Consider the following 23,025-nt stretch of genomic DNA (forward strand, 5'->3'; position numbering starts at 1 on the left):
TAATACGGAATGAGGTTCAGGGGATACAGGAATCAGGCCCGGGGCGGTCGCCACACCCCGGAAGGTTTTTGCGCGGGCAGGAAATCGCTGGAGAAGGACAGGACAACGGGGTGGGTCAGGGTCACGGCAGGCTTGACGATCGAGACTTGCAGCATGCCGCCGGTCTTGCATTCCTGGCCCGGCTTGCAGGGTTTGCCGTGCTCGACCGGGCTTTTCATGTCGTTACAGCAGTCCATGCCCATGTCGTCCATCATCGCCATGCCCATGCTCTTCATCGGGCAGGGTTCGGTCGGCGCCTGGACGCCCGCCATCCCGCTGAGGGGAAGCGCCAGGCTGATCAGGAGGACAAGACAAAACCGCAGGTAGCGTTTCATGGGAATGGAGTCTAGTGGTGGAGAGCAGCTCTTACAATTGGATCGAGTGCATAAACCGGCGCCGAAAAAAACCGGCTGCGCGCGATATCAACGGAGCTGGATTAAGCCAGGATTAGCCCACGGAAAAAACCGCTACAAAGACCGCTCGAACACCCCCGCCGCCTCCAGCATGTGCACCAGCGATTCCGGCCAGACAATGGCCTCGGTGGATCGCAGATCGTCGGCCGACCACCAGTGATGATCGGCCATCACCTGGACCTCGGACGAGGTCCAGCCCGCACGGGAGAGCGGCTGGTCTGGCGCGTGCACCAGAAAATACTGCTCGACGGAGGTGACCCACTCGCCACTGGGCAGCTGCATGGGGAACCTGCGACCGGCCACCGGTTCTCCGACCGTGCCGACCCGGATGCCAGTTTCCTCGTGCAATTCACGAATCGCGGCGAGCTGGAAGGTTTCTGCCCCTTCAAGCCCGCCACCGGGCGTGGCCCAATAGTCATCCCCCGCCAGCGCCCCTTCCTTGTGCAGGAACCGGAACAGCAGGACCTTTCGCGAAGGGCTGATGACCAGCAACCTTGCCGACTTTCGTTCACGCATCGCTATCTCCCTGAAGTGTTTGACCTGTTCGCCGGCGCGCCTCACAGCGGCAGCGAACGATCCTGAATCACCCGTTTCATCACCAGCGTCGAGGTCAGGCGCTGGACGTTGGGCAGTTTGGACAGGCGATCATCGTAAAGCTGCTGGAAGGCCGGCAGGTCGCGGGTGATCACGTGTAACAGATAGTCCGGCTCGCCAAACAGCCGTTGCGCCTCGACGATCTGCGGGATCGGCGCCAGCGCCGCTTCGAAGGCGGCAACCGCCTGGTGGTCGCCTTCGCGCAGCGTGGCAAAGACCATCGCCGAGAACGTCAGGCCCAGGGCGCTGGGCGACAGCTGGGCGCGATAGCCCTGGATCACCCCCGACTCTTCCAGGGCTCGCACGCGACGATGGCAGGGCGACAGGCTGAGGCCGACCCGCTCCGCCAGCTCGGTCACCGACAAACGCCCGTCCGCCTGCAGCTCGGCAAGAATCTTCTGATCAATTCTATCCATATGGAAGGATCTACCCGAAAACCTTATTCAAGCTGGAATAATAGAGAAAATATTCTAACCGCACTTCATTAATCTTTCTGCAAACCCGATGTTCGCGAGAAAGAACCATGCCCTCCCCGATTAACACCACCCTCGACCGGCCAGAAACAGCATTCGCCCAGCAGCACAAGGCAGGACGGCCATGAGCCTGAGTATTTTCGCGGCGTTCTGGGCAGTGTCGCTGCTGTTCGTGATTACGCCCGGGGCGGATTGGGCCTACGCGATATCGGCGGGTTTGTTCGGGCGGGTGGTGATACCCGCGGTGGCCGGCCTGTTGATCGGTCATCTGCTGGCCACTGTGATAGTGGCCGCCGGTGTCGGCGGGTTGATCGCCAGCAATCCCCTGGCCCTTTCGCTGCTGACCCTGGGTGGCGCCGGCTATCTGCTCTGGTTGGGTATCAATATGCTCCGGAACCCGTCCGTGCCGCGCGCCGGGGACGCCCAGGCCTCGGCGTCCTGGGCCTGCTGGACACTCAAGGGCGCCTGCGTCAGCGGCCTCAACCCCAAGGTGTTCCTGCTGTTCCTGGCCTTGCTGCCGCAATTCACCGACCCGCTGGCCGCCTGGCCGGTACCGCTGCAGATCGTCACGCTGGGGCTGCTGCACGCCTTCAGTTGCGCGGTGATCTACCTGCTGGTGGGCTTTGGTTCGCGCGCCGTATTGCGCACACGCCCAGTGGCTGCGCAAGCGGTCAGCCGCCTCTCGGGGGCGTTGATGATCGTCATCGCCGTGCTGCTGTTGATCGAGCAGATCCTGCGCTGAGCCTGTATGTTTCACGGGTATTGCAAGGGCCCGAATGCATCTTAGCCGGATGATCCAAAGGACGAGGAACCCCAATGAAAAGCTTCAGACAGCGTGCCGCCGAAGGGCTTCAGGCAGGCGATCGCTTCACCCTCTCCCGCTGCTTTTCGCAAGCGGACATCCAGGGCTTCGCCAGGCTTTCCCGCGACTACAACCCGGTGCATTTCGATGCCGAGTTCGCCAGCGCCCGGCGCTTCAGGGCTCCGGTTTCCCACGGCCTGCTGACCGCCAGCCTGCTCACCGAAATCGGCGGGCAGATCGGCTGGCTGGCCTCGGCCATGACCTTCCAGTTCAAGAAACCCGTGTATGCCGGCGACACCATCACCTGCCACTGGGTCATCCAGGAGCTGGATGACCAAGGCCGGGCCACGGCGGCGATCAGCATGACCAACGAAGACGGCCTCACCGTGCTGGAAGGCCAGACCAGCGGCCTGGTGCCGGGGGCGAAGGAGCGGGAAATCCTGGTCCGCATGCTGGCCGAGGGCGATCCTACAAATGGCGCGAGGGAATAACGGGCGTTGAGTGAACCGCGCCTCGGATTCGCCCCTATCGATGTTCGACCTGGGCCTACTCTTGCATGACGATGTCGACCGAGATCTCCCGCGCCGGAACCGTTCCTTTGTTCTCAAGCCAGTGCGTAGTGTCCCTGTCCTCAGGCCACCCCACTCCGGGACCATAGTCCGTGTCACCGCCATTGCGATGGTCAGTGATGGTGCCTTCCAGTATGTAGACGACGCCTGGCCGGTCTTTATGGTTATGAATCGGCCCGAATACCCCTCCAGGCTCGATGGTCACCAGACGCATTCTGAGTTGGCGCCCGGTCATACCTTCGATCTCGGGACCCAGGTCAATGGTTGCCAGTACCTGCACGGCAACGCCTTTGGTTTCAGGTGCCACCTGTTCATTGCTCATGGTGCTCTCCTCTCTGTACCTACAGAGCCTCACTAGCAGTAGACACCCCTGAAAGGTGAGAGCTGCCGATAAGCGACAAAGGGTCGGAGTCGGTTTTCATGGCCGGGAAAAATCGGTCGGAAGCGGGTGCTCGATGCGGGCAAGGATGGATCGACATCCTGCTCTCGGCTTCTGGCACCACACTGGCAACTCAAGTTTCATTGCCAGTGCGGTGGCCCCCGCTATCAACCTTTGACTGGCGCTGCAAAACCTGCACAATCGCCGGCTTTTTTCGCGACAGGAAGTTCCCATGCAACGGATTGTAATTCTGGGTAATGCCGGGAGCGGCAAATCCACCCTCGCCCGCGCCCTCGGCAAGCGCCGGAACCTGCCCGTGGTCCACCTGGACAGGCTGTTCTGGGAGCCCGGCTGGGTCGAACCCGACGCCGAGCAGTTCCGCGAACGGGTCCGCGCAGCGGTCGCACCGGCTGCCTGGGTGTGCGAAGGCAACTATGCCCGACGGACCTTCGACCTTCGCCTGCCCCGGGCCGACCTGATCATCTGGCTCGACACGCCGCGGCTCACCTGTTTCACCCGGGTGATCATCCGCAGCCTGATGAACCGAGCCCGGCCTGACCTTGCCGCAGGCTGCACGGAAAAGCTCGACCGGGCATTCCTGACCTTCCTGAACTTCGTGTGGAATTTCGACCGTGGCTACCGCCCGGGTATCGAGGCGGTGCGCCTGGCCATAGGCCCGCAGATTCCTACCCTGCACTTGCGCGGCCACCGCCAGATTGCCGCGTTCCTCGATAGCTTGCCGGCGACGCCTGAAGCCTGCCTTGATTGAATACAAGGTCGCCATCCCGGCACAACCGCTTTGGGCCGATAGCGACCCGTCACGCCTGACTGCTTAGACCCTTTGCGGTCGTTCGAGGGCGCCCAGGAAGTCAGGGATGATTCAAAGTTTGATTTAGCCTCCCTTACTTGCCAAAGGAGGGAATATCCCTGGCTGAACCCTTGGAGGGATTGGCTATATAAACAAACGCACATTGATATTATGAAGCGCGATTTTCGAACTATATGTAATACATTCGCGATCACTCTCACGGAGGAACTTTATCTTTAATAAAAAACATAACAATGCACTTGAATCGCTCGCTTCGTTTGCAGGGACGAGCTAAAGCCCGCCCCTGAGCTTAATCGTCAGGTAGGGTGTTGAGATCCCCCCCGCGACTCAACGCTTATCATCTCTCGGGACAGTCGAAGGGAATTGCCATGAACAGATCATCGGATGTTATTCACTTGAGTAGCGTGACGTGCGAAGACGTTGAATTGCTATACAAGGAAAAGGAGAGGCATCTTCATGAGAAAATTGATGCGACCAGAGATGCTTATTTCGGATTCATCTTCCCGATAAATCGCTCCGATCTTTCAGCGGTTTCAGAAGCATTCGAACTGGATTACAAAGTTGCGCAGCTGATCCATAAGAAAAGCAAGGACTTTTCTACCTTCAAGGTTCCTGGCAGAAAGTTTGGCCAGCTCACCAATCATATATACGGCGCATCCGTACTCGCCCTGAGAGGAAAAAGCCTCGATACAGGCCTGGAGTCGGTCTCTGATCGCAGCATCAACGAACTTGTCGCAGTAAACGAGGATGTAATTCTAGAAGTTGCAGGAGTGAGAGCATCCTGGTTTGGAAGAATCTTCTTCCCTGCGCAAGCATTTTCAAATGCAATCTCTGTTTTTGGCGGCAACGTAAGTCCGGAAGCGCTTTATGCCCTGGCCAAGGATTACGGTTATGCCAGTGCCGCGGGCAGTCGCAATACGATCAGGGGCGACTTCGGTATTGCGCTGTGGTTGACCCTGCTTGCCCGAGCGCCTTGAGCGTTATCAGCCGTTCGACATCCTCAACAGCGACTGCTTAAATGGGCGCCCTTTCGTTTCAAGGGGCGCCCTTAAATGACTGACACCTTCCAGGGCAGCTGCCTGTGCGGCGCCGTCAAATACCAGCTCTCGTCGCGCCCCAAAGCGCTTTCCCACTGCCATTGCAGCCAGTGCCGTAAAAGCCATGGGGCGGCATTCGCCAGTTATGCCAGTGTGTTGCGCAGTGATCTGCGCATCGTCCAGGGTGCCGAGAGCCTCCAGTCCTATCGATCCTCCGAGTCGGTGCTGCGCCGGTTTTGCGGGCAGTGCGGCTCGTCGCTGTTCTGGTCCAGAGACCAGGGCGAACACGCCGACTGGATCTCGATCGCCCTGGGCACCCTGGATACGCCCTTCACTGCGGATAAACAGAAACACATTCAGGTGGCGTTCAAGGCAATCTGGTACGAAATCCAGGATCATTGGCCGCAAGAACCATGACTGCAATCAGGTAAAAACCGATGGCAACCGACGCAAGGCACACCCAGGCGCCTCCACTCCGCCAGACGGCTCCAAGGCCGGGCGCGATCCCCTCTAAGCTGAATAGAGCAGCACTGCAAACAGGCTTCTACCCTCTTGATACAGGTGAACCGGGATGACCAGAACAGCAGCACGCCACTACTCGTCATGGATCCTGCTTTCCCTGCTCGCCATCAACCTGGCGCTGCTAGCGGGATGTTCAAGCAAAGCCTCCAAGTATCGTTATTCGACCGCCAGCCTCGGCTCAAACTGTTACGCCAAAGCGCTCCCCACTTCCGGCGAGGGCGGCCTGGCCTGGGGCTCCACCCTGGGCGTGGCGCGCCAGAAATCCCTGAATAACTGCATCCGTTATGCCGGCCGCTCCGGCGGCACGCCCAGCACCTGCAAGGTGGTGTTGGCGGAGTGCAAGAAATAGCAGTGCAAAAGAAATAGCAGAGAGGCAGCGAAGCGGGCCGTTCGCTTCTCAGGCCATTCGTTCATCCGGATGCCCTACCCTCATCAGGTCGACAACATGGAGGTTGATATGGGCAACGCGGTAAACAAGCGAGTCGTGGTCATTGGCGCGGGCATAGTGGGCGCGTCCCTGGCGTATCACCTGGCCGGCAAAGGCGCCAAGGTCATTCTGGTGGAGGCTGAAGACATAGCGTCCGGGGTGACGGGACGCTCATTCGCCTGGATCAACACCTCCCACAGCGGGCCCGATCCCATCGCGTCATTGCGCGGTGCGGCGATCCAGGAGTACCGCCGGCTCGAAACCGAGCTGCCTGGCCTGAAGGTGCGCTGGACTGGCGCACTTTCTTACGGCGCAAGCCCGGGGGAAGCGCAGCAGGCCTCGGGCAACCCGCCTTCGCCAAACCTGGTGTCGCGCTCGCAGATCCTCGACCTCGAGCCCAACCTCAAGCATCCCCCACTGCAGGCCTGGTATGCGGCCGAAGAAGGCGCGCTGGACGCCGTGCAAGCCACCCATGCGTTGCTCGCCGGTGCCCAGGCTCATGGCGCGCAGGTGCTCACCCAGACTCGGGTGCTCGGCTTTACCACCCAGGGTGCACAGGTGACGGGCGTCGAAACCACAGGGGGCAGCCTCGAGGCCGACATTGTGGTGCTGGCCGCCGGGACGGGCATCAATCAGCTTACCGAGCTGCTGAACCTGCCCCTTCCAATAGCGGCCTCCCCGGCCATATTCATCCGCTACGCCTCACAACCCGATCTCGTGCACACCATAATTTCCAACCCGGAAATGGAAGTGCGGCAAGGCACGGATGGCAGGCTACTGGCGGCGGAAGATTACCTGGACGACGCGCTGGAAAACCAGCCAGCCGCGATAGCGCTACGAACCGCCCAGGCCATCCAGCACGAACTCCACGGGGTTGCTTCCATAGAGCCGGAATGGGCCTGTGTCGGGCTCAGGCCCATGCCGGTCGATGGCACTCCCATCATCGGCTATCTGCCCGATATCGGCGGCGTATACGTGTGTGCGATGCACCCTGGCGTCACGCTGGCGGCGATAGTCGGCCGCCTGGCCAGCGAGGAGATCATCGACGACACGGCATCCCCTGACCTTGCCCCCTGTCGTCCCGGGCGCTTCTTCCAGGCGTAGGGAACAGGTGCCTGGGTCGAGCAAGGCGACAAGCTCTCCAACAAAACCTGGTTGAGCCACGCCGCTCGACCCCCTTCGCTCTGCTCTCCAAAAGCTACGCTTGATCATTGGCCGACTATTGCCCCCGGCCGCTCTACAGGACGCGTTGCTGGTAAGGAAACTGAGGAAACCATGATTGACCGCGAGCAACTCCATCGAGAGGGTTATGTGCTGCTGCGCCAAGCGATCCCGGCCGAGTGGCTGGATGACCTGCGTGCCGCGTTCGATGCGGGCGTGATGCCGTCGAGCCAATGGCCCGTGCCCCGCGGCATGGACTGGCGCCATTCGCTGCTGGACTCCGATTCGAAGGTTCAGGCGGTGTGTCGTCTGCCGCAGGTGCTGGCGGTGGTGGGCGAGTTGATTGGGGAACGCTTTTTCCTCTCCCAGGTGGAGGGTCGCGAGCCCCTGGCCGGTGGTGGTCATCAGCAACTGCACCGCGACCTGTCGGCCCAGCGGCCAGGCGACATCGCCAACGCCCTGGCTTTTTTCGACGACTATGGCCCCGAGAACGGCGCCACCCGCATCGTCCCCGGCAGCCATCGCCCCGGGCCGGGAGAGGCGCCATTCGACTTCACGGACGAGTCTCGGTCCGTGCAACTTTCAGGCGCCGCCGGGGACATCCTGGTGTTCGATGTCGATCTGGTGCATGCCGGCAGCCTGAACTCGATCGGCGCACGCCGTCGCTCGCTGCTGATCAGCTTTTTTTCCGAGCCTCTCTACGCGTCGCACCTGGAAACCCTGGGCCTGCGAAATATCCGGATGGACACGAGCGAACGCTTCGATCCCTCGGACTTTGCCCTCGGGGCCATATAGCCTGACCAGGCTGATAGGGACTCTCGCCACAAGCTGCGCAATTGCACGCCACTTGCCCCTCCGTTTGCGTGCGACCTGACCAGTCATTTGCATTCGTTCTGACTACTGTTTGCATCGAATCTGATCCTCATGCTTCGTCGCCATGACCGGCAGAGAATGGCCAGAAACGGGTGTTTCGCCCTGGCGCCAGAGTGCCGTTCAGCGAACGGTTGAGCCCACGATGAAAGTCATGCGCGTCGGCGCGAATATGGGCTTTAATGTCCGGGCAACTCACCTGTACCCAACATTGGGTTTCGACCGCATACGAGATGGGCCCAACAGCCTGCTGCAGATCGCTATGCGCTTGTCTGATCAAGGAAGATAACAACAATGAAAACAGCTTTCGGCGCCCTGTTTCTGATCTGCCTGACTGCCAGCGCACTCGCTGACAATAACCCTGTCGGCTTCCAGTCCTCCACGCTGCAGGACACGCACAATGACCGCTCGCTGGAGATGGTCGTCTGGTACCCCAGTGCAACTACCGCCACCACACAATTGATCGCCGATAATGTGGCATTTGTCGGTGCTTCTGCCGTTCGTAACACGCCACCGGCGGCCGGCGAACACCCATTGGTGGTGCTCTCCCACGGTTTCGGGGGCAACTGGAGCAACCAGACTTGGCTTGCCAGTGCTCTGGCTCATAAGGGTTACATCGTCGCCGCGGTCAACCACCCCGGCACCACGAGCCGTGACCGTAGCCCTCAAGCAGCGGCGCAGTTGTGGCAACGGCCCGTCGATCTGAGCCGAGCCATTGAAGCGGTCACGACTCAACCTGAAAAGTTTGGCCTGGTCGCGAAGCGCCGAATTGCTGTAGTGGGCCATTCACTGGGCGGCTGGACCGTCATGGAGATCGCCGGTGCTCGTTTCGATCCAGACCGATTCGCCCGTGACTGCAAAGCCCACCCGCAGTTGTCCAGTTGCACCGCTTATCAACAGATGAACCCCGCAAGCACCTCGGCATTGAAGGCCGGGTTGGCCGCCGACTTGCGCGATAAACGCGTCACCGCTGTGGTGACACTGGACCTGGGCCTTTCACGCGGGCTGACCGATGAAAGCCTTGCGGCGCTGCCGGTACCAGCGCTAGTGATCGCTGCCGGCGCACCCTCGCAAGAGCTTCCCGCCCAGTTGGAGTCCGCCAACTTGGCCAAACGCCTGCCCCAAGCATCAAGCCGCTACGTCGAAATCAGCGACGCAAGCCACTTCAGCTTCATGTCAGTGTGCAAACCTGGCGCGGTGGCATTGCTCGAAGAAGCAGTACCAGGCGATGGCATCATCTGCCGAGATGGCGACAACGGCCGCTCACGTGAGTTGATCCAACAGCAGATTGCATCGCTGATCACCGAGTTTCTGGCGCAGTCATCTGGCGACAGAGAGGACATTCTGTAGACCATCAGTATTAGGGTTGCCGGTGCTCGGTAAGAACAGCGCCGGAGCCGTTTCTGCATCCGCGTAATCTGTCGTATCGACCGGTTGAATCCACAGTAGATTGCTGCCTGTCGTGAAGGGTAGCTAGCGGCCAATAGCTGCCTGTCGTAATCGACTGAAATCGACTCAAAGCGGCCGTTGAGTCTTCGCAGAATATGAGCCCAAAGCAGCCAGATCTGCTCCAAGCGGAACAGAGATCATGGCAGTTCTTTAGCTTGTTCGCGCTGAGCGATGCTGGCGAGACACTGTTCGATGAACTGAAGCTCTTGGTCGAGCTCGACCGCGCGCTTTTCCAGAGCTTTCAACGCCGCTCGGTGCTCCTTCTGCACCTCTTCTGGCGCCTTGGCGAGTCTGGCAAGCTTGCGCTGCCTCCACGCGATATCACTGTTCAGGTCGGCAAGACATTTGACGCCTGATTCTCTCTTCTTAGCTGTAAATAGCTGGCACTCCAAATAGCGGATGGCATCGTAGATTTTAACGACCTCACTGCTAGTCTTGGAGTGCACGAAGTTCAGGCTACCCTCGTCGAAGGCGTGGTGCTCCTGGTTCTGCCCACCCCAGTTGACCAGGTCATTCTTGATGAAATTGAAGTATGACAGGTCATAGTCAATGAACGGTTCCACCAGTGAAAATGTGTGCTCCAGGCTGACCTGCAGGTACATGCTCTTCTTGAGCTGTGATTTATTAAAGTGTGCGGTTACTTTGACTTCATTTTCTATGCAGAACTCAAGCACCATGGATTCGAACCAGATACGACAATAGAGCAGCGCTTGACGCACATCGAATACCGAAAGCGCGGCAAGAATTTTCTCCTGGAAGCTGCCCACGTGATCAATGACTAGAATTCCTTTGTTCGTATAACTAAGAACATTACTGATGTACTGAACCTGCTGAGCATGACGCTGGGCAATAATACAGAAACGCTCCCAGAAAAGACGGTCATGGGTGGTGACGACCATTTGGATCCGGCGCAGGTAAACATCGGTGAAGAACAGGTCGATGATGTTCGATCGGTGATCGGTGTCGATCGCATTGACGACGTCATCGAAGACGATGAGCGGGAGGTTGTTCTTCTCAGCCATCGCCAAGAGGATGGACAAACCCAGCGCTCGCAGATGCCCTTCGCTGAGCACCGCAAACGCATCAAGGAATGATCCGTCCACGCTGGTGATCTTGATCCGATAGCTATCCGCCTGGCGGTCGAAGGTCAACGACGCGATCTGCTCATGGTCATCGTCGTGGTTGTTGATCGCGCGGTAGTACTCGGCAGCCTTGGCTTCTATCCCGGTGATTCGCGCTTTCTCCAGCTCAAGCTTGTAATCCAGCAGGTCGCGGTACAGCGTTCGGTATTCAGCTTCCAGATCCTTGAGCAACTGGTTGAAGTGACTATTGTCGATTGCATCGTTGAGCAATGCCGCTTTTTGCTTTATCAGGTCTGCCATCTGATCGTTGGCGACCTTGAACTCTCTTATCGCCAGTTTTTTTCTGTCGAACTGCAGCTTCAGCAATTCGTCAATTTCTTTCAGCTGCGTCACCCGTTCTTCGAGGCGGACTGCTTGGGCGTCTGCCTGGCCAATCTCCCGAAGTTTGCGCTCACAGGCGCGCAAGTAGTCCTCGATCTGATCTGCACTCTGCGCGCAGAGCTTCAGAAACGAGTCGAGAACGGACGGCGCCACTTCCGAGCGATCCGTAGCGGCATGGAACTTTGCAAGCTCCACCTCCAATTCGTCCATGTTCAGTGGGCAAGGAACATCGGCTTGCTTATTGCCTTTCACCGCGCCGATTCCGGTCGCGACTCGTGAAGCCCAGAGCGCAATCCGGGCGTCATTTCTCTGCCTGGATTGCTTGAGGGACTCCAGTGCACCCAACGCCTTGATCTGTTCTCGCGCCCTCTCGAACGGGTTCATCACCACCTGGTCGAGGGGCGTCAGGCATGCGGGACAAGTTTCCCCGACCTGCAACTGTTCGATGGCCACCAATGCCTCATATACAGCGCGATAATTGACCTCGCTGGCCCTCTGCAGAAACACCTTCTCGATATCGGCTCTGCGGTGGAGCAAGCGCTGAGCGATGGCACAGATACGTCTGACCTGCTTTAGCGGTATAGCGAACGGGGCCTTGGCGGCTCGCAGGCGCTCAGCGCCACGAATATGCATTTCAACCGTGTCGCGCAGCCGCAAGACCTTTCGGCGCACATCGAAGTCTTGGTTGGCCCTCAGCCCCAGCAGCCTACAACTCTCGGAAATCGATGCATGAAGGTCTGCCCTGTGATTACGCCGCAGCTGGCCCAGGCCTACCCGGGCACGTTCCAGGGTGTCCAGCACCTCGGCTTGATCAGCTCGCATGAAGGCTTTGAGCGAGAAGCTTTCAGGCCGGACGAACCGAGAAATGACCTCCTGGAGTTCTTCCAAACCAAACAAGGTGGCCAGGACATCACTCTCGGCACTGCCAGTATCTTTGGAGCCCAGCAACGAAAATTCTTGAAGACGGTTCCGATCAATGAAACAGCCCGACCAACTGATGCTTCGCTTGACTGGTAGCTTGTCTGTTCCCATCAGCATGAGCTTGGGCTTCACCTCTCCCCGGGCGATGTACTGATTGACCTTAGTCTTGCGCCTGGCCGCTTCTTTGATATCGCCAGTGGTGCCGATTTCCAACGCCTCGCACAACGATGATTTGCCGCCGCCATTGGGTGCGTAGAAGATGCTCTTCAGCTTGCTGAAGCGAATGAAGGTGCCTGTGTCATCAGGGCCAAATTCTCCGAAGCCCCGGAAGTTTTTTACGCGAAGGTAGTCCAACGTGCCGAGTCCGGAAGGCGGTATTCGATCCAGTTCCGGCTTGCTGTCGAGCACCTTTTTGAAGCGTGCGGCGATGCGCTGATAGTTGCGCCCCAGCAACTGGTCAGCTGCCACTGTGATGTGCGTTTTGATGTGGTCGGAATAGCGACCCTTGCCTTGGTTCGCCTGGTACATGCACCAGAGCAGCACGAGGTAAGCGTCACTGCGTCCTTCAAGATTCTGCCTGGCAAAACTCAAAAGGTACTGGCTCATCGTGCCACCTCCCTGATACGCATGAGCGTAGCCGGACTGAAATCAGAAAGCCATTATCGCCAAGCCAAGTGTCGAGGCCCTTTGCTATTGTTGAGCTCTGCCGATCTGGGCCTGATACCTCATAGGATTCAGCTCTGCTTCTTCATGATGTTGCTCGTTCCGGCCACGTCCCATCAAAACCAAGGGGACGACTAATAGACGCGACCTGCTAGGGGGAACGGGACGGAATCTGTGATGAACTATGCCGGGGAGCCATAAAGACTTGGCGTCTGAGCTTACACAGGCGATTGTCCGCTATGGGTCGTTCTCAGCCGGTCATGACCATAGTTTTCCAGTCCTGTCGTCCGCGCAGTTGCATCCGTATATCCGATTTGTACTGAGCATCCCTATCCTGGCCATTCTGTACGCTCAGCCGACTAAAGAAACGCACCTGGTCCGCTACTTTCGACATCACGCCTCCCCCTCAAAGACCATGAACCGCTGAACGATTGCCAGCACCAGATGGCATAATCCCAAATCGTTCATAACGGGGGCGTATCAATGACCACTGAAAGCTACGACCTGCTCGCGATCTTCGCCGCCGTGGCCCAGGAGCGCAGCTTTACCCGCGCCGCCGCCAAGCTCGGCATGTCGCAGCCCGCCTTGAGCCGGGCCATGCGGCAGCTGGAGGAACGCCTGGGCGTCAGGTTGCTGGCGCGCACCACCCGCAGCGTCTCCCCCACGGAAGCCGGCGAACATCTGCTGCAAGTGGTCTCCCCCAGGTTCGAGGAAATCAACGACGAGCTGGCCTTGCTCAGCAAGTTCCGCGACAAGCCGGCGGGCAAACTGCGCATCACCGCTGGCGAGCATTCGGCGATCACCGTCCTGCAACCGGCGCTGGAGAAACTGCTGCCCGAGCATCCCGACCTGAATATCGAGATCATCGTCGACTACGGCCTGACCGACATAGTTGCGGAAGGCTTCGACGCCGGCGTGCGCCTGGGTGAACAGGTGGCCAAGGACATGATCGCGGTGCGCATCGGCCCCGACATGCGCATGGCCGTCGTTGGCTCCCCGGCGTATTTCACCCGCTACCCCAAGCCAAAAGTGCCGAGCGACCTGATGCAGCACAACTGCATCAACCTGCGCATGCCGACCTACGGTGGCATCTTCTCCTGGGAGTTCGAGAAAAAGGGCCAGGAGCTGAAAGTGCGGGTCGAGGGCCAGCTGGTGTTCAACAACATCGCCATGCGCCTGGACGCCGCCCTCAAGGGGCTGGGGCTGGCCTATATGCCGGAAGACCTGGTGCAGGCCCATGTCGAGCAGGGTCGGTTGATCCGCGTGCTGGCGGACTGGTGCGAACCCTTCTCCGGCTACCACCTCTACTACCCGAGCCGGCGCCAGAGTTCACCGGCTTTCACCTTGTTCCGCGACGCCCTGCGCTACTCCGACTGATCGGCCGACGGGGCCGGCTCATGGCCGTCCGGCGGTTCCAGCCAGATGTTTCTCCAACGCCTCGCCGGCCCGCTTGGCCGCTTCGGCGTCACCCTGCTCGGCCAGTACCTGGACCAGTTGCCGCAATTGCCCGGCGCTCAGCCCTACCCTCATGCTGGCGGCCATGTGCGAGCGCAGTTGCGGCTCCACGCCGGGGGTGGCGGCCAGCGCGCCGAGCGTGGCCAGCTCACGACTCTGCCAGTCCAGGTTGTCGCGCTCGAAGATGTCACCGAACAGATGGGCCTGCAGGTACTGGTTGATGACCGGGGCGAAGTCGAACAGCGGGCCCTGCACCGGTGCGCCGGAAATCCGCGTCTGGTTGGCCTTGCCTGCCGCCAGCAGGGCGTCGCCGCTGGGAATGCCGGCGCTGGGCTCGCGCCCCGGAATGTCCTCGATGCCCCGTTGCTTGCGTGCCTCAAGCACTTTCATCAGCTCGCCGAGGGCATTGAGGCTGCGCGGAAAGCCGGTATAGGCGTAGAGCTGCACCAGGATTTCCTTGGCCTCGCTGACGCTCAGCCCGGCATCCAGCCCCTGGTTCAAGGCGGCATCGAGCCGGGGCATATTGCTGGTGGCCATGGCCGCCGCGATCAGCGGAATGGCCTGCTGCTTGCGCGACAGCGTCTCGGAAACGGCTGGTACTGAAGACATGGTGTGTGGCTCCACAGGATTCTGGGCGGCATGGCTCGGCGTAATTCCCTGCCCCAGGCTCAGCACAAATACCGCTGCCAGCCTGGCGCGCTTGTCACGTCTAGCGGGCGTTGTATTGGTCATCGGTGACTTTCTCCAGCCATTCCACACTCTTGCCATCCACCGCGCCGGTCACCGCCAGGTGGGTCATGGCGCTCGTCGACGCAGCGCCGTGCCAATGCTTGACGCCCGGCGGGCAGAGGATCACGTCTCCCGGGCGGATTTCCTGCACCGGCTTGCCCCACTCCTGCGTCAGGCCCACGCCGGAAACCACCACCAGGCGCTGCCCCGCGGGATGGGTGTGCCAGGCCGAGCGCGCGCCCGGCTCGAAGGTCACGTAGGCGCCGGAGGCGTTGATCGGGCTGCTGGCGGGAAACAGCGGATCGACGCGCACCCGCCCGGAAAAGTAATCCGCCGGGCCCACGGCCGAAGCCTGGGTGCCTGCACGACTGATCTGCTGGGCAGCGAAAGGCTCGCCGGGGTTTGCAGCCTGGCCGGCCGCGTCAACCAAGGGCGCCGCGGCGCATACCGCGAGCCCTAACAGGGTCTTGTTCATGATGGGTTCCTTGCGGGTCGAGCCTATTTAAAGTGGCGGGCCGTTGCGGCGCCCGAATCACAGCGTCCTGGCGTAGAACGCCGTCAGCTTGCCTATCGCCAGGTCCACATACTGGGGCACCCAGTAGGTTTCGATATGGGTGGCGCCGTCGATCTTGAACAGCTCCTTGTCCTGGGTGCCGGTGGCCTTGGCGAACGCATCCTCGGTCATGTAGAGGCTGTCGGCCTTGCTGCCGGCGATCATCAGCAATGGCTGCCGGATCAGCTCGATCTGGTTGGTCGCGTCGAAGCGCATCAGGTCCAGCAGGCTGCTGGTGGTGTATTTGAAGGTCGAGTTGGGGTGCGCATGGGTCTTCCAGTAGTACTCGTAGCCCTGCCGATACAGCGCGAACGGCAATTTGGCGATCTGCTCGTCGGTCAGGTTGGCATCCCCCGAATACAGCACTTCGCCGCCGGCCGCTTCCTGGGCACGGGCCGCCGACGCCTGCTGCAGGCGTTGCTGGATGCTGTCCAGTTGCGAGTCGTTGTAGCCATTGCGGCGAACCCGCCCGGAGTTGAACATGCTCACCGTCGCAATCGACTTGAAGCGCTTGTCGGTTTGCGCCGCGGCCAACGAATAACCACCGCCGCCGCAGATGCCGAGCAGGCCCAGGCGCGTGTTATCGACGCCGGGATAGCGGGCGATGAAATCCGCCATGCCATGGATATCCTCGATGCGATACGCAGGCTTGTCCGCGCTGCGCGGCTGGCCGCCACTGGCGCCCTGATACGCCGCGTCCGCAGCGATGGTGATGTAGCCCTGGTCCGCCAGGCGCTGGGCATACAGGCCGGCGACCTGCTCCTTCACCCCGCCATTGGGGTGCGCCACCACCACGACCGGGTATTTTTTGGCCGGGTCGTAGTTCGCCGGGGTGTAGACGTTGGCGGAGATGTCCAGGCCATTGAGCCTGTAGCTGACCGGATGGATGTTGACCCTGCCCGGCTCGTTCTTGCTGATCGCCCCCTCGTAGACCAGGGTGAACGGATTCTGCCTGTAGTCCGCAGCCTCGGCGGCTGACATCCCGACCATCGCGGCCACGAGAGTGGCCTTTAACCTTTGCTTCATTTGAATACTCCTGCCCTGCTTCTGAAGGACACGGCAACCAGCTCCGTGCCCATGGTCAATCCAGCGCTTTTTCTGCGAGAAACTTCGCAACCAGATCCGCGATCTCGAGGTTGTTGAGGTCCGAGAACGGGAAGTGGCTGTTGCCCTTGATCCCGATCTCCGGCAAGTGGATCAGCCGGGCATCACCGCCATGCCGGTTCACCGCGTCGCGCCACAAGCGCGCCATCTCGAGCCGGGCACGCCAGCTGTCCTGGGCCGGCAAACGCACCGGCTGGGCCGGGATGTTGTCGCCATAAAGGATCAGGATGGGGATGCGCGTCAGCGCCTCGAACTGCGCCTGGGTCACGACCTGCGCAGAGAGGGTGTCGAACGCGCTGGCAATCGGCGCCGGCGCCTCGCCCTCGGGAAACACGAAGCTGCTGCCCGGTTCGAACGCGACGATGGCCCGCACGTTGCGGCTCTTGATCGCCGTCAGCCAGCCGGGTCCGCCACCCTGGGAATGGGTGAACAGGATCGCCGGTCCGGTCTTTTCCAGCAGCGCGGCGACGCCATCGGACACCACCTCAATGTCGTAGGGCCCGGTGTTGGGCGTCATCGAACGGAAGAACTGCTCCTGCGCCTCCCGCCCCGGTGGAAACTGGCTGCCCGCGAAGGTCTCGGGCCACAGGCCGATGCGGAACTGGTTGAACCACAGCTGCTCGTCCGCCACCGGCTTGATCGTCGTCTCGACCAGGCTGCGCCCCGCATCGCCACGGCGCGGCTGGTCGATCAGGTAGGTGGAGAAACCGCGACGCAGGAAGATGTTCTGGAAACCTTCACGCCCATCGGCCGTGGTCTCCCAGGACTTCGCCGACTGCCCCGCGCCATGCCACATGACAATCGGCAACGGCCGTGCATCGACCGGCTTCTGGTAGAAGGCATACACATGGTCGCCGTGGTAGGTCTGGCCACTGGGATTCATCGGGTTATAGGGATCGAAAGTCCCCGGCTGAGTGCGCACCCCACCGCCCGCGATCAGGCTGCCCTGATCCTCGATCACCAGCGGACTGCGCTCACCCGCCTCGGCAAACGCAGCGCTGCACAGGGCAAAACAAAGGGTGCCCGCCCTGGCGGCGGGCATGCACTTGCGGATCAGATGCGGGGTCATGAAGGGCTCTCGATGGGGAATCGCAGAGCCCAACTTACCCTTCGGCTATTGATTGATAAATGGCACGGATTGGATAGGACTGATACCAGAAATGCATAGACTTGACTTGCAACTCACACAGCCGCTGTAAGCGACACTGAGCACTTCAGATCTTAATTCGATACAGGTTCCGCTGAAGCCCGCGACTTCATAGACACCAGTTTCCCACGGCCTGCCGACAGTCAGCCTGCCCAAAAGATGCTTGCGGAAAGTGATCCTACAAATGGCTCAGCAGGCGTTGGTGAATGACTGCCGTGGGGCGAAGCCGCCATTTACGAGTCGGTCACAAGAAGTCCCTCAGAAGCGCCACCAAACCAGCGGGCAATTCAGATCGTAATCTCACTCAATTAGAAAAATGGTCATCACCCAACCTGTCACGCAAACGTGCTGGGTACTTTGATTGCTGAACTGGTAGGTCATGAGACAGGGCAGATTACATTTGGGACAAAAACTTAGGGCTTAAGCCCCTAAAACGTCCAAAAAAACCTTTTGAATGTCCATATTGGACATGGTAATGTCCAAAAACAACATATTCCCCAAAGGACGTCATCATGCTCACCTACGCGGTTTGGAATAACAAAGGCGGTACAGGCAAGACCAGCTTGACATTTCAGGCAGTGTGCCGCTTCGCCGAACTGAACCCAGAAAAGCGTATTCTCGTCGTCGATATGTGCCCACAAGCCAACCTTTCCGAGCTTCTACTCGGTGGATTGGCTAATGGCGGTAGCGTAAAACTACTCGAACGCCAAGGGTTGGTTCCACGATGCAGTATTGGCGGCTACTTCGACGCCCGACTACCCGCTCCTTTCGCACCGCCCCCGTTTGATGCGTGGGACTTTCTCACCAGTCCAAAAGACTACAATGAGATGGTCCCAGAGAATATTGACCTACTTTGCGGTGATCCACTTCTGGAACTCCAGGCCATTGCGATGAATACCCTTGCAAACGCAGACCTACCTGGAGTTAACGCCTGGTTTGGGGTAATCAATTGGATGGGCGATTTCTTGGATCAGATCCGAGATGAATTTGATTATGTATTCATCGATACGAACCCAAGTTTTTCGATGTACACCCAAATTGCCCTTGCTTCAGCAGATCGGGTCATTCTACCTGTGATGGCCGACGACTCCTCTCGAAGAGCCATTCAGAACGCGTTCTCATTGATTTACGGAGTGAAGCTTCCGTCTGAGGTATATGCGAAATATACATTTGCGACAAAGATGCAAGGTGCCAATAGAGAACTTCCAAAGGTTCATCTAATTCTGAAAAATCGTCTCACACAGTATATGGGATCAGCATCTGCCTTTGCTGCCGTCTTGTCAGGGATCGATAGTGATTTGAAAGGTTTAATCAAGTCACACCCTCACTTCTTCACATTCAATAATGTAAGGGACGGTGTTATCGACATCAGAGACTTTGGCACCACAGGCGTAGTTGCATTTGCTCGTGGCTGTCCTTTCTCAACCATGCAAACGGGAAAACTAACAATAAGCGGTCACAGAGTTCAAGTTAAAACTGATTACAGGGACCATGCTGTTTCAGCGATTGACGAAATCGTTGAAAATCTCTGACAACAATAGTTCCGGGTTAACTCCATAACTCATTTGACCACACATTGGCTTATCACGAATCCAATGTGTGGCATACGGAAATCATATAGAGCCCAAGACTATGTAGTTAAAAGTATACAGCGAAACTGAGCCCCTAATTACTGGGCTATCTTACCTAACACGCACTCCAGTGACGCTTCACCGCCTTGCAATCTATATTCGCTTCTCATGTATCTTTTCAGCTGCATGACAAAGGGCCATGCCAACCTTTTCGATCCTCCCCCACCACCGACAGCCCAATACCTGACAACTGCCTCCCCATCAAACGAAATATCTCCATAGCCAGGCAGATTTGATGCAAGCCGTGGCGCGATCTCCAGTACCTGCTGCGACTGATCGACGTAAGGCCCCATGATCTGTTCATGACTCGCTAGTACGCGTGGGGCTCCCCAATCAGCGTCGGCGAACCTCTCCTTCGGCAAGGACTTCTGCTCCTCTATCGGCAGTTGGAGCCCCGTTGCAAACTCAAGAATGGATCCATTAAAAACCTTAACAAAAACTAAAAGTCCGATAATCGCCCAAAAAACAACCTAAACCCCATATAAATCGTTGACACCCAAACACCGTCGCTCATTTAATGGATCCATTAAATAAAAACAATCACCCGCCTGGAGAACCTCCATGTACCCCAAGAACACTTGGTACGTTGCCTGCACCCCCGATGAAATCGCCGACAAGCCCCTGGGCCGGCAGATCTGTGGTGAAAAGATGGTTTTTTACCGGGGGCATGAAGGCAAGGTGGCGGCGGTCGAGGACTTCTGCCCCCATCGCGGTGCGCCGCTGTCGTTGGGTTATGTGGAGAACGGCAACCTGGTGTGCGGTTATCACGGGCTGGTGATGGGTTGCGATGGCAAGACCGTGGAAATGCCCGGGCAACGGGTGCGCGGCTTTCCCTGCAACAAGACCTTTGCCGTGGTCGAGCGCTACGGTTTTATCTGGGTCTGGCCCGGCGATCAGGCGTTGGCCGATCCGGCGCTGATCCATCATCTGGAGTGGGCGGTCAGCGATGAGTGGGCCTATGGTGGCGGGCTGTTCCATATCCAGTGCGACTACCGGCTGATGATCGACAACCTGATGGACCTGACCCACGAAACCTACGTCCACGCCTCCAGCATCGGCCAGAAGGAAATCGACGAGGCGCCGCCGACCACCCGGGTCGAAGGCGACGAAGTGGTCACCGCGCGGCACATGGAAAACATCATGGCCCCGCCGTTCTGGCGCATGGCCCTGCGCGGCAACGGCCTGGCCGACGACGTGCCGGTGGACCGCTGGCAGATCTGCCGCTTCACCCCGCCCAGCCATGTGCTGATCGAGGTCGGTGTGGCCCATGCCGGCCAGGGCGGTTATGACGCGCCGGCGCAGTTCAAGGCGTCGAGCATAGTGGTGGATTTCATCACCCCGGAGAGCGACACCTCGATCTGGTACTTCTGGGGCATGGCGCGCAACTTCAACCCGCGGGACGAGGCGCTGACCGCCAGCATTCGCGAAGGCCAGGGCAAGATCTTCAGCGAAGACCTGGAGATGCTCGAACGCCAGCAACAGAACCTGTTGGCCCACCCCACGCGCAACCTGCTCAAGCTGAATATCGACGCCGGCGGCGTGCAGTCGCGGCGGGTGCTGGAGCGCCTGATCGCCCAGGAGCGCGCCGGCGAAGCGCAGTTGATCGCCACGGCCACGGCCTGAATCCGACGCGGCATTTTCCCGGTGCCGCGCCCTGCCCTTTACCCAATAAAAAAAACAGAAGTGACCGCCATGGGCGGCAGCACTCGGAGGACCGACGATGATCGATGTGGTGGTGGTATCCCGTAACGACGAAGCCCAGGACATCTGCAGCTACGAGCTGGCCAGTGCCGATGACAGCCCGCTGCCGGCCTTCAGCGCCGGCGCGCATATCGATGTGCACCTGCCCGGCGGCTTGATCCGCCAATACTCCCTGTGCAACCACCCCGAAGAACGCCATCGCTACCTGATCGGCGTGCTCAAGGACCCGACCTCCCGAGGCGGCTCGCTGGCCATGCACGAGCAGATCCACCCCGGCACGCGGCTGCCTATCAGCGAGCCGCGCAATCTGTTTCCGTTGGCCCATGAAGCCCGGCGCAGCCTGCTGTTCGCCGGCGGCATCGGCATCACCCCGATCCTGTGCATGGCCGAACGCCTGGCCCACAGCGGCGCGGATTTCGAGCTGCACTACTGCGCCCGTTCGCGCGAGCGCGCGGCCTTTGTCCAGCGTCTATGTAGCTCGTCTTTTGCCGACCGGGTGTTCCTGCATTTCGACCAGGAACCCGAGACAGCGCTGGACGCGGCCAAGGTCCTGGCCGCGCCGCGCAACGACGTTCATCTCTATGTGTGTGGTCCCGGCGGCTTTATGCAGCACGTGCTGGACACGGCCAAGGCCGCGGGCTGGCAGGAGCCATGCCTGCATCGCGAGTACTTCGCCGCCGCCGTCGACACCCGCGCCGATGGCAGTTTCTCGGTCAAGGTCGCCAGCAGTGGCCAGGTCTTCGAGGTGCCCGCGGACAAGAGCGTGGTGCAGGTCCTGGAGAGCCATGGCATCGAGATTGCCATGTCGTGCGAACAAGGGATTTGTGGCACCTGCCTGACCCGGGTGCTGGAGGGGGTGCCGGAGCACCGCGACCTGTTCCTCACCGAGGACGAACAGGCGCGCAACGACCAGTTCACCCCCTGCTGCTCGCGCTCGAAAACGCCGCTGCTGGTGCTGGATATCTGAGGGGATTCAGGCGGGGCGGAGAATGACCTTCATCCGCTCGTCCGCCGCCGCGCTGCTGAAGATCTCGGCATAACGCAGGGTCGCGTTGGCATGCTCGCGCATGATTGCCTCGGCCCGCGCGCCCTGGCGATTGACCAGGGCATCGAACACCGAATGGTGCTGCATATGGGCGTAGTTGAAGCGCCGGTATTCGCGGGCCATGTCCTGGCGATCCACCGCCAGCGCGGTCACCGAGGCGAACGGCAGGTGATCGTTGCGCGCCAGGGCATCGGCGATCGCCGGGTTGTGGCTGCCTTCGACAATCACCTGGTGAAAACGCATGTTGAGGTCGTGATAGACCTCCAGGTCGTCCTCGGTCACATAGCCCTTGGCGAACAACTGGTCGCCCTGGGCCAGGCACAACTCAAGGGCCGCCCGCGCCTCCTCCGACAAACCACGCTCGGCAGTCTGACGCGCCGCCAGCCCCTCGAGCACCCCCCGCACCTCGACCGCCCCGGCGATGTCCTCGGCACTCACCGAACGCACCTGGAACCCACGCCCGCCAAAACGCACCAGCAGGCCTTCCTGCTCCAGAGTGCGAAACGCCATGCGCACCGGCATCCGCGACACCCCGAACAGCTCCGCCGTGGGAATCTCCATCAACCGCTCCCCCGCCGCCAGCTCGCCCGAGGCGATCATCTTGCGCAGCGCGACCAGCACCAATTGACCGGGCTTACTCATCCAGGCAACTTCCAGAAAACGTGGGCGGCCATAGTACCGCAAGCCTTGCGTTGGCGGCATGCAGATACCGGCGTGCTGGCGATGGCGACCTCACGGACCTCATCGCGGGCAAGCCTCGCTCCTACAGAAGATGCGTAACCTACTGCCTCCCCTGTAGTCGCTGCCGAAGGCTGCGATAAGGCCGCAGGCCTTCAACGATCTCAAGATCTTGCGCCCCCTTCGGGGCCGATCGCAGCCTCGCAGGCTCGGCAGCGGCTACAGGGAGCGCACTCCCCCAGGCCGGCCGGCAGGCCGCCGTCTTGCTCTGGCTTTGGCTTTTGATCTGAAGGCCCCGTTAACCACGATGGCCGAACGCAGGTATTGAGCCGTGGGTAACCCGGCAGGGATGCCGGGTTAGCCGCCCCAGG

23 protein-coding genes are annotated in these 23,025 nt (G+C 59.9%); 13 read left to right on the forward strand and 10 right to left on the reverse strand.

What is annotated here, in order from left to right; genetic code table 11:
* Window positions 1–32: 32 nt before the first annotated feature.
* The 3 genes from J4D52_RS09950 to J4D52_RS09960 form a co-directional block, all read right to left on the reverse strand.
* A complete protein-coding gene (locus J4D52_RS09950) occupies window positions 33–374 on the reverse strand; it encodes a hypothetical protein (protein WP_102676527.1) in 342 nt (113 codons plus the stop codon).
* Window positions 375–506: 132 nt separating this feature from the next.
* Window positions 507–968, reverse strand: coding sequence for an NUDIX hydrolase (locus J4D52_RS09955; RefSeq protein WP_102676560.1), 462 nt, complete (start codon window positions 966–968; stop codon window positions 507–509).
* Window positions 969–1,009: 41 nt separating this feature from the next.
* Window positions 1,010–1,462, reverse strand: a complete 453-nt coding sequence (locus J4D52_RS09960; protein ID WP_102676528.1) for an Lrp/AsnC family transcriptional regulator — start codon at window positions 1,460–1,462, stop codon at window positions 1,010–1,012.
* 181 nt (window positions 1,463–1,643) lie between these two features.
* Here J4D52_RS09960 and J4D52_RS09965 point away from each other — a divergent pair, with 181 nt between their 5' ends.
* Both J4D52_RS09965 and J4D52_RS09970 read left to right on the forward strand, forming a co-directional pair.
* Window positions 1,644–2,261: a LysE family translocator gene (locus tag J4D52_RS09965; protein WP_102676529.1), complete on the forward strand. Its 618-nt coding sequence runs from the start codon at window positions 1,644–1,646 to the stop codon at window positions 2,259–2,261.
* A 74-nt stretch (window positions 2,262–2,335) separates the two neighbouring features.
* A complete protein-coding gene (locus J4D52_RS09970) occupies window positions 2,336–2,812 on the forward strand; it encodes a MaoC family dehydratase (RefSeq protein WP_102676530.1) in 477 nt (158 codons plus the stop codon).
* A gap of 55 nt (window positions 2,813–2,867) precedes the next feature.
* On the opposite strand, the gene J4D52_RS09975 is transcribed toward J4D52_RS09970, so the two are convergent.
* Window positions 2,868–3,212, reverse strand: coding sequence for a cupin domain-containing protein (locus J4D52_RS09975; protein WP_025809352.1), 345 nt, complete (start codon window positions 3,210–3,212; stop codon window positions 2,868–2,870).
* A 289-nt stretch (window positions 3,213–3,501) separates the two neighbouring features.
* On the opposite strand from J4D52_RS09975, the gene J4D52_RS09980 reads away from it, so the two are divergent.
* The 7 genes from J4D52_RS09980 to J4D52_RS10010 all read left to right on the forward strand — a co-directional run bounded on the left by J4D52_RS09980 (window position 3,502) and on the right by J4D52_RS10010 (window position 9,465).
* Window positions 3,502–4,038 (forward strand): AAA family ATPase, encoded by a 537-nt coding sequence (locus tag J4D52_RS09980; RefSeq protein WP_102676531.1) that lies wholly within the window; start codon window positions 3,502–3,504, stop codon window positions 4,036–4,038.
* Window positions 4,039–4,466: 428 nt separating this feature from the next.
* Window positions 4,467–5,075, forward strand: coding sequence for a hypothetical protein (locus J4D52_RS09985; protein ID WP_063430075.1), 609 nt, complete (start codon window positions 4,467–4,469; stop codon window positions 5,073–5,075).
* A 75-nt stretch (window positions 5,076–5,150) separates the two neighbouring features.
* Window positions 5,151–5,552, forward strand: a complete 402-nt coding sequence (locus tag J4D52_RS09990; RefSeq protein ID WP_102676532.1) for a GFA family protein — start codon at window positions 5,151–5,153, stop codon at window positions 5,550–5,552.
* A 154-nt stretch (window positions 5,553–5,706) separates the two neighbouring features.
* Window positions 5,707–6,006 carry a DUF4189 domain-containing protein gene (locus J4D52_RS09995; protein ID WP_102676533.1) on the forward strand — a complete coding sequence of 100 codons (300 nt, stop codon included), beginning with the start codon at window positions 5,707–5,709 and terminating at the stop codon, window positions 6,004–6,006.
* A 108-nt stretch (window positions 6,007–6,114) separates the two neighbouring features.
* Window positions 6,115–7,188 (forward strand): FAD-binding oxidoreductase, encoded by a 1,074-nt coding sequence (locus J4D52_RS10000; protein WP_102676534.1) that lies wholly within the window; start codon window positions 6,115–6,117, stop codon window positions 7,186–7,188.
* Between the two features lie 171 nt (window positions 7,189–7,359).
* Window positions 7,360–8,040, forward strand: a complete 681-nt coding sequence (locus tag J4D52_RS10005; RefSeq protein ID WP_102676535.1) for a phytanoyl-CoA dioxygenase family protein — start codon at window positions 7,360–7,362, stop codon at window positions 8,038–8,040.
* A 369-nt stretch (window positions 8,041–8,409) separates the two neighbouring features.
* Entirely contained in the window at window positions 8,410–9,465 is a 1,056-nt protein-coding gene (locus tag J4D52_RS10010) for an alpha/beta fold hydrolase (protein WP_102676536.1), read from the forward strand.
* 236 nt (window positions 9,466–9,701) lie between these two features.
* Here J4D52_RS10010 and J4D52_RS10015 read toward each other — a convergent pair whose 3' ends face one another.
* Window positions 9,702–12,554: an AAA family ATPase gene (locus J4D52_RS10015; protein ID WP_102676537.1), complete on the reverse strand. Its 2,853-nt coding sequence runs from the start codon at window positions 12,552–12,554 to the stop codon at window positions 9,702–9,704.
* A 540-nt stretch (window positions 12,555–13,094) separates the two neighbouring features.
* Here J4D52_RS10015 and J4D52_RS10020 point away from each other — a divergent pair.
* Window positions 13,095–13,988: a LysR family transcriptional regulator gene (locus J4D52_RS10020; protein ID WP_102676538.1), complete on the forward strand. Its 894-nt coding sequence runs from the start codon at window positions 13,095–13,097 to the stop codon at window positions 13,986–13,988.
* An 18-nt stretch (window positions 13,989–14,006) separates the two neighbouring features.
* Here the strand turns inward: J4D52_RS10020 and J4D52_RS10025 are convergent, their stop codons facing one another.
* From J4D52_RS10025 to J4D52_RS10040, 4 genes are read right to left on the reverse strand one after another with little or no spacing between them, the layout of a single operon-like run.
* A complete protein-coding gene (locus J4D52_RS10025; RefSeq protein ID WP_102676539.1) occupies window positions 14,007–14,798 on the reverse strand; it encodes a carboxymuconolactone decarboxylase family protein in 792 nt (263 codons plus the stop codon).
* Complete coding sequence (locus tag J4D52_RS10030) at window positions 14,776–15,270, reverse strand: cupin domain-containing protein (protein WP_080693535.1); 495 nt, start codon at window positions 15,268–15,270, stop codon at window positions 14,776–14,778. The genes J4D52_RS10025 and J4D52_RS10030 overlap by 23 nt, the downstream gene beginning before the upstream one ends.
* Window positions 15,271–15,327: 57 nt before the next feature.
* Window positions 15,328–16,374: an alpha/beta hydrolase gene (locus J4D52_RS10035; RefSeq protein WP_063430059.1), complete on the reverse strand. Its 1,047-nt coding sequence runs from the start codon at window positions 16,372–16,374 to the stop codon at window positions 15,328–15,330.
* Window positions 16,375–16,429: 55 nt separating this feature from the next.
* Window positions 16,430–17,521, reverse strand: a complete 1,092-nt coding sequence (locus tag J4D52_RS10040; protein ID WP_025809364.1) for an alpha/beta fold hydrolase — start codon at window positions 17,519–17,521, stop codon at window positions 16,430–16,432.
* A gap of 590 nt (window positions 17,522–18,111) precedes the next feature.
* Here J4D52_RS10040 and J4D52_RS10045 point away from each other — a divergent pair.
* The 3 genes from J4D52_RS10045 (at window position 18,112) to J4D52_RS10055 (ending at window position 21,898) form a co-directional block, all read left to right on the forward strand.
* Window positions 18,112–19,131, forward strand: a complete 1,020-nt coding sequence (locus J4D52_RS10045) for a ParA family protein (RefSeq protein ID WP_063430057.1) — start codon at window positions 18,112–18,114, stop codon at window positions 19,129–19,131.
* 660 nt (window positions 19,132–19,791) lie between these two features.
* Window positions 19,792–20,853 (forward strand): aromatic ring-hydroxylating dioxygenase subunit alpha, encoded by a 1,062-nt coding sequence (locus J4D52_RS10050; RefSeq protein WP_063430053.1) that lies wholly within the window; start codon window positions 19,792–19,794, stop codon window positions 20,851–20,853.
* Between the two features lie 97 nt (window positions 20,854–20,950).
* Entirely contained in the window at window positions 20,951–21,898 is a 948-nt protein-coding gene (locus J4D52_RS10055; protein WP_063430051.1) for a PDR/VanB family oxidoreductase, read from the forward strand.
* 6 nt (window positions 21,899–21,904) lie between these two features.
* Here the strand turns inward: J4D52_RS10055 and J4D52_RS10060 are convergent, their stop codons facing one another.
* The gene (locus tag J4D52_RS10060) at window positions 21,905–22,618 is read right to left on the reverse strand and encodes a GntR family transcriptional regulator (RefSeq protein WP_025809368.1); all 714 of its coding nucleotides are present in this window, start codon (window positions 22,616–22,618) and stop codon (window positions 21,905–21,907) included.
* Between the last annotated feature and the right edge of the window lie 407 nt (window positions 22,619–23,025).

The sequence above is a fragment of the Pseudomonas sp. GW460-12-10-14-TSB1 genome, from assembly GCF_017349775.1.
GTDB lineage: Bacteria > Pseudomonadota > Gammaproteobacteria > Pseudomonadales > Pseudomonadaceae > Aquipseudomonas > Aquipseudomonas piscium.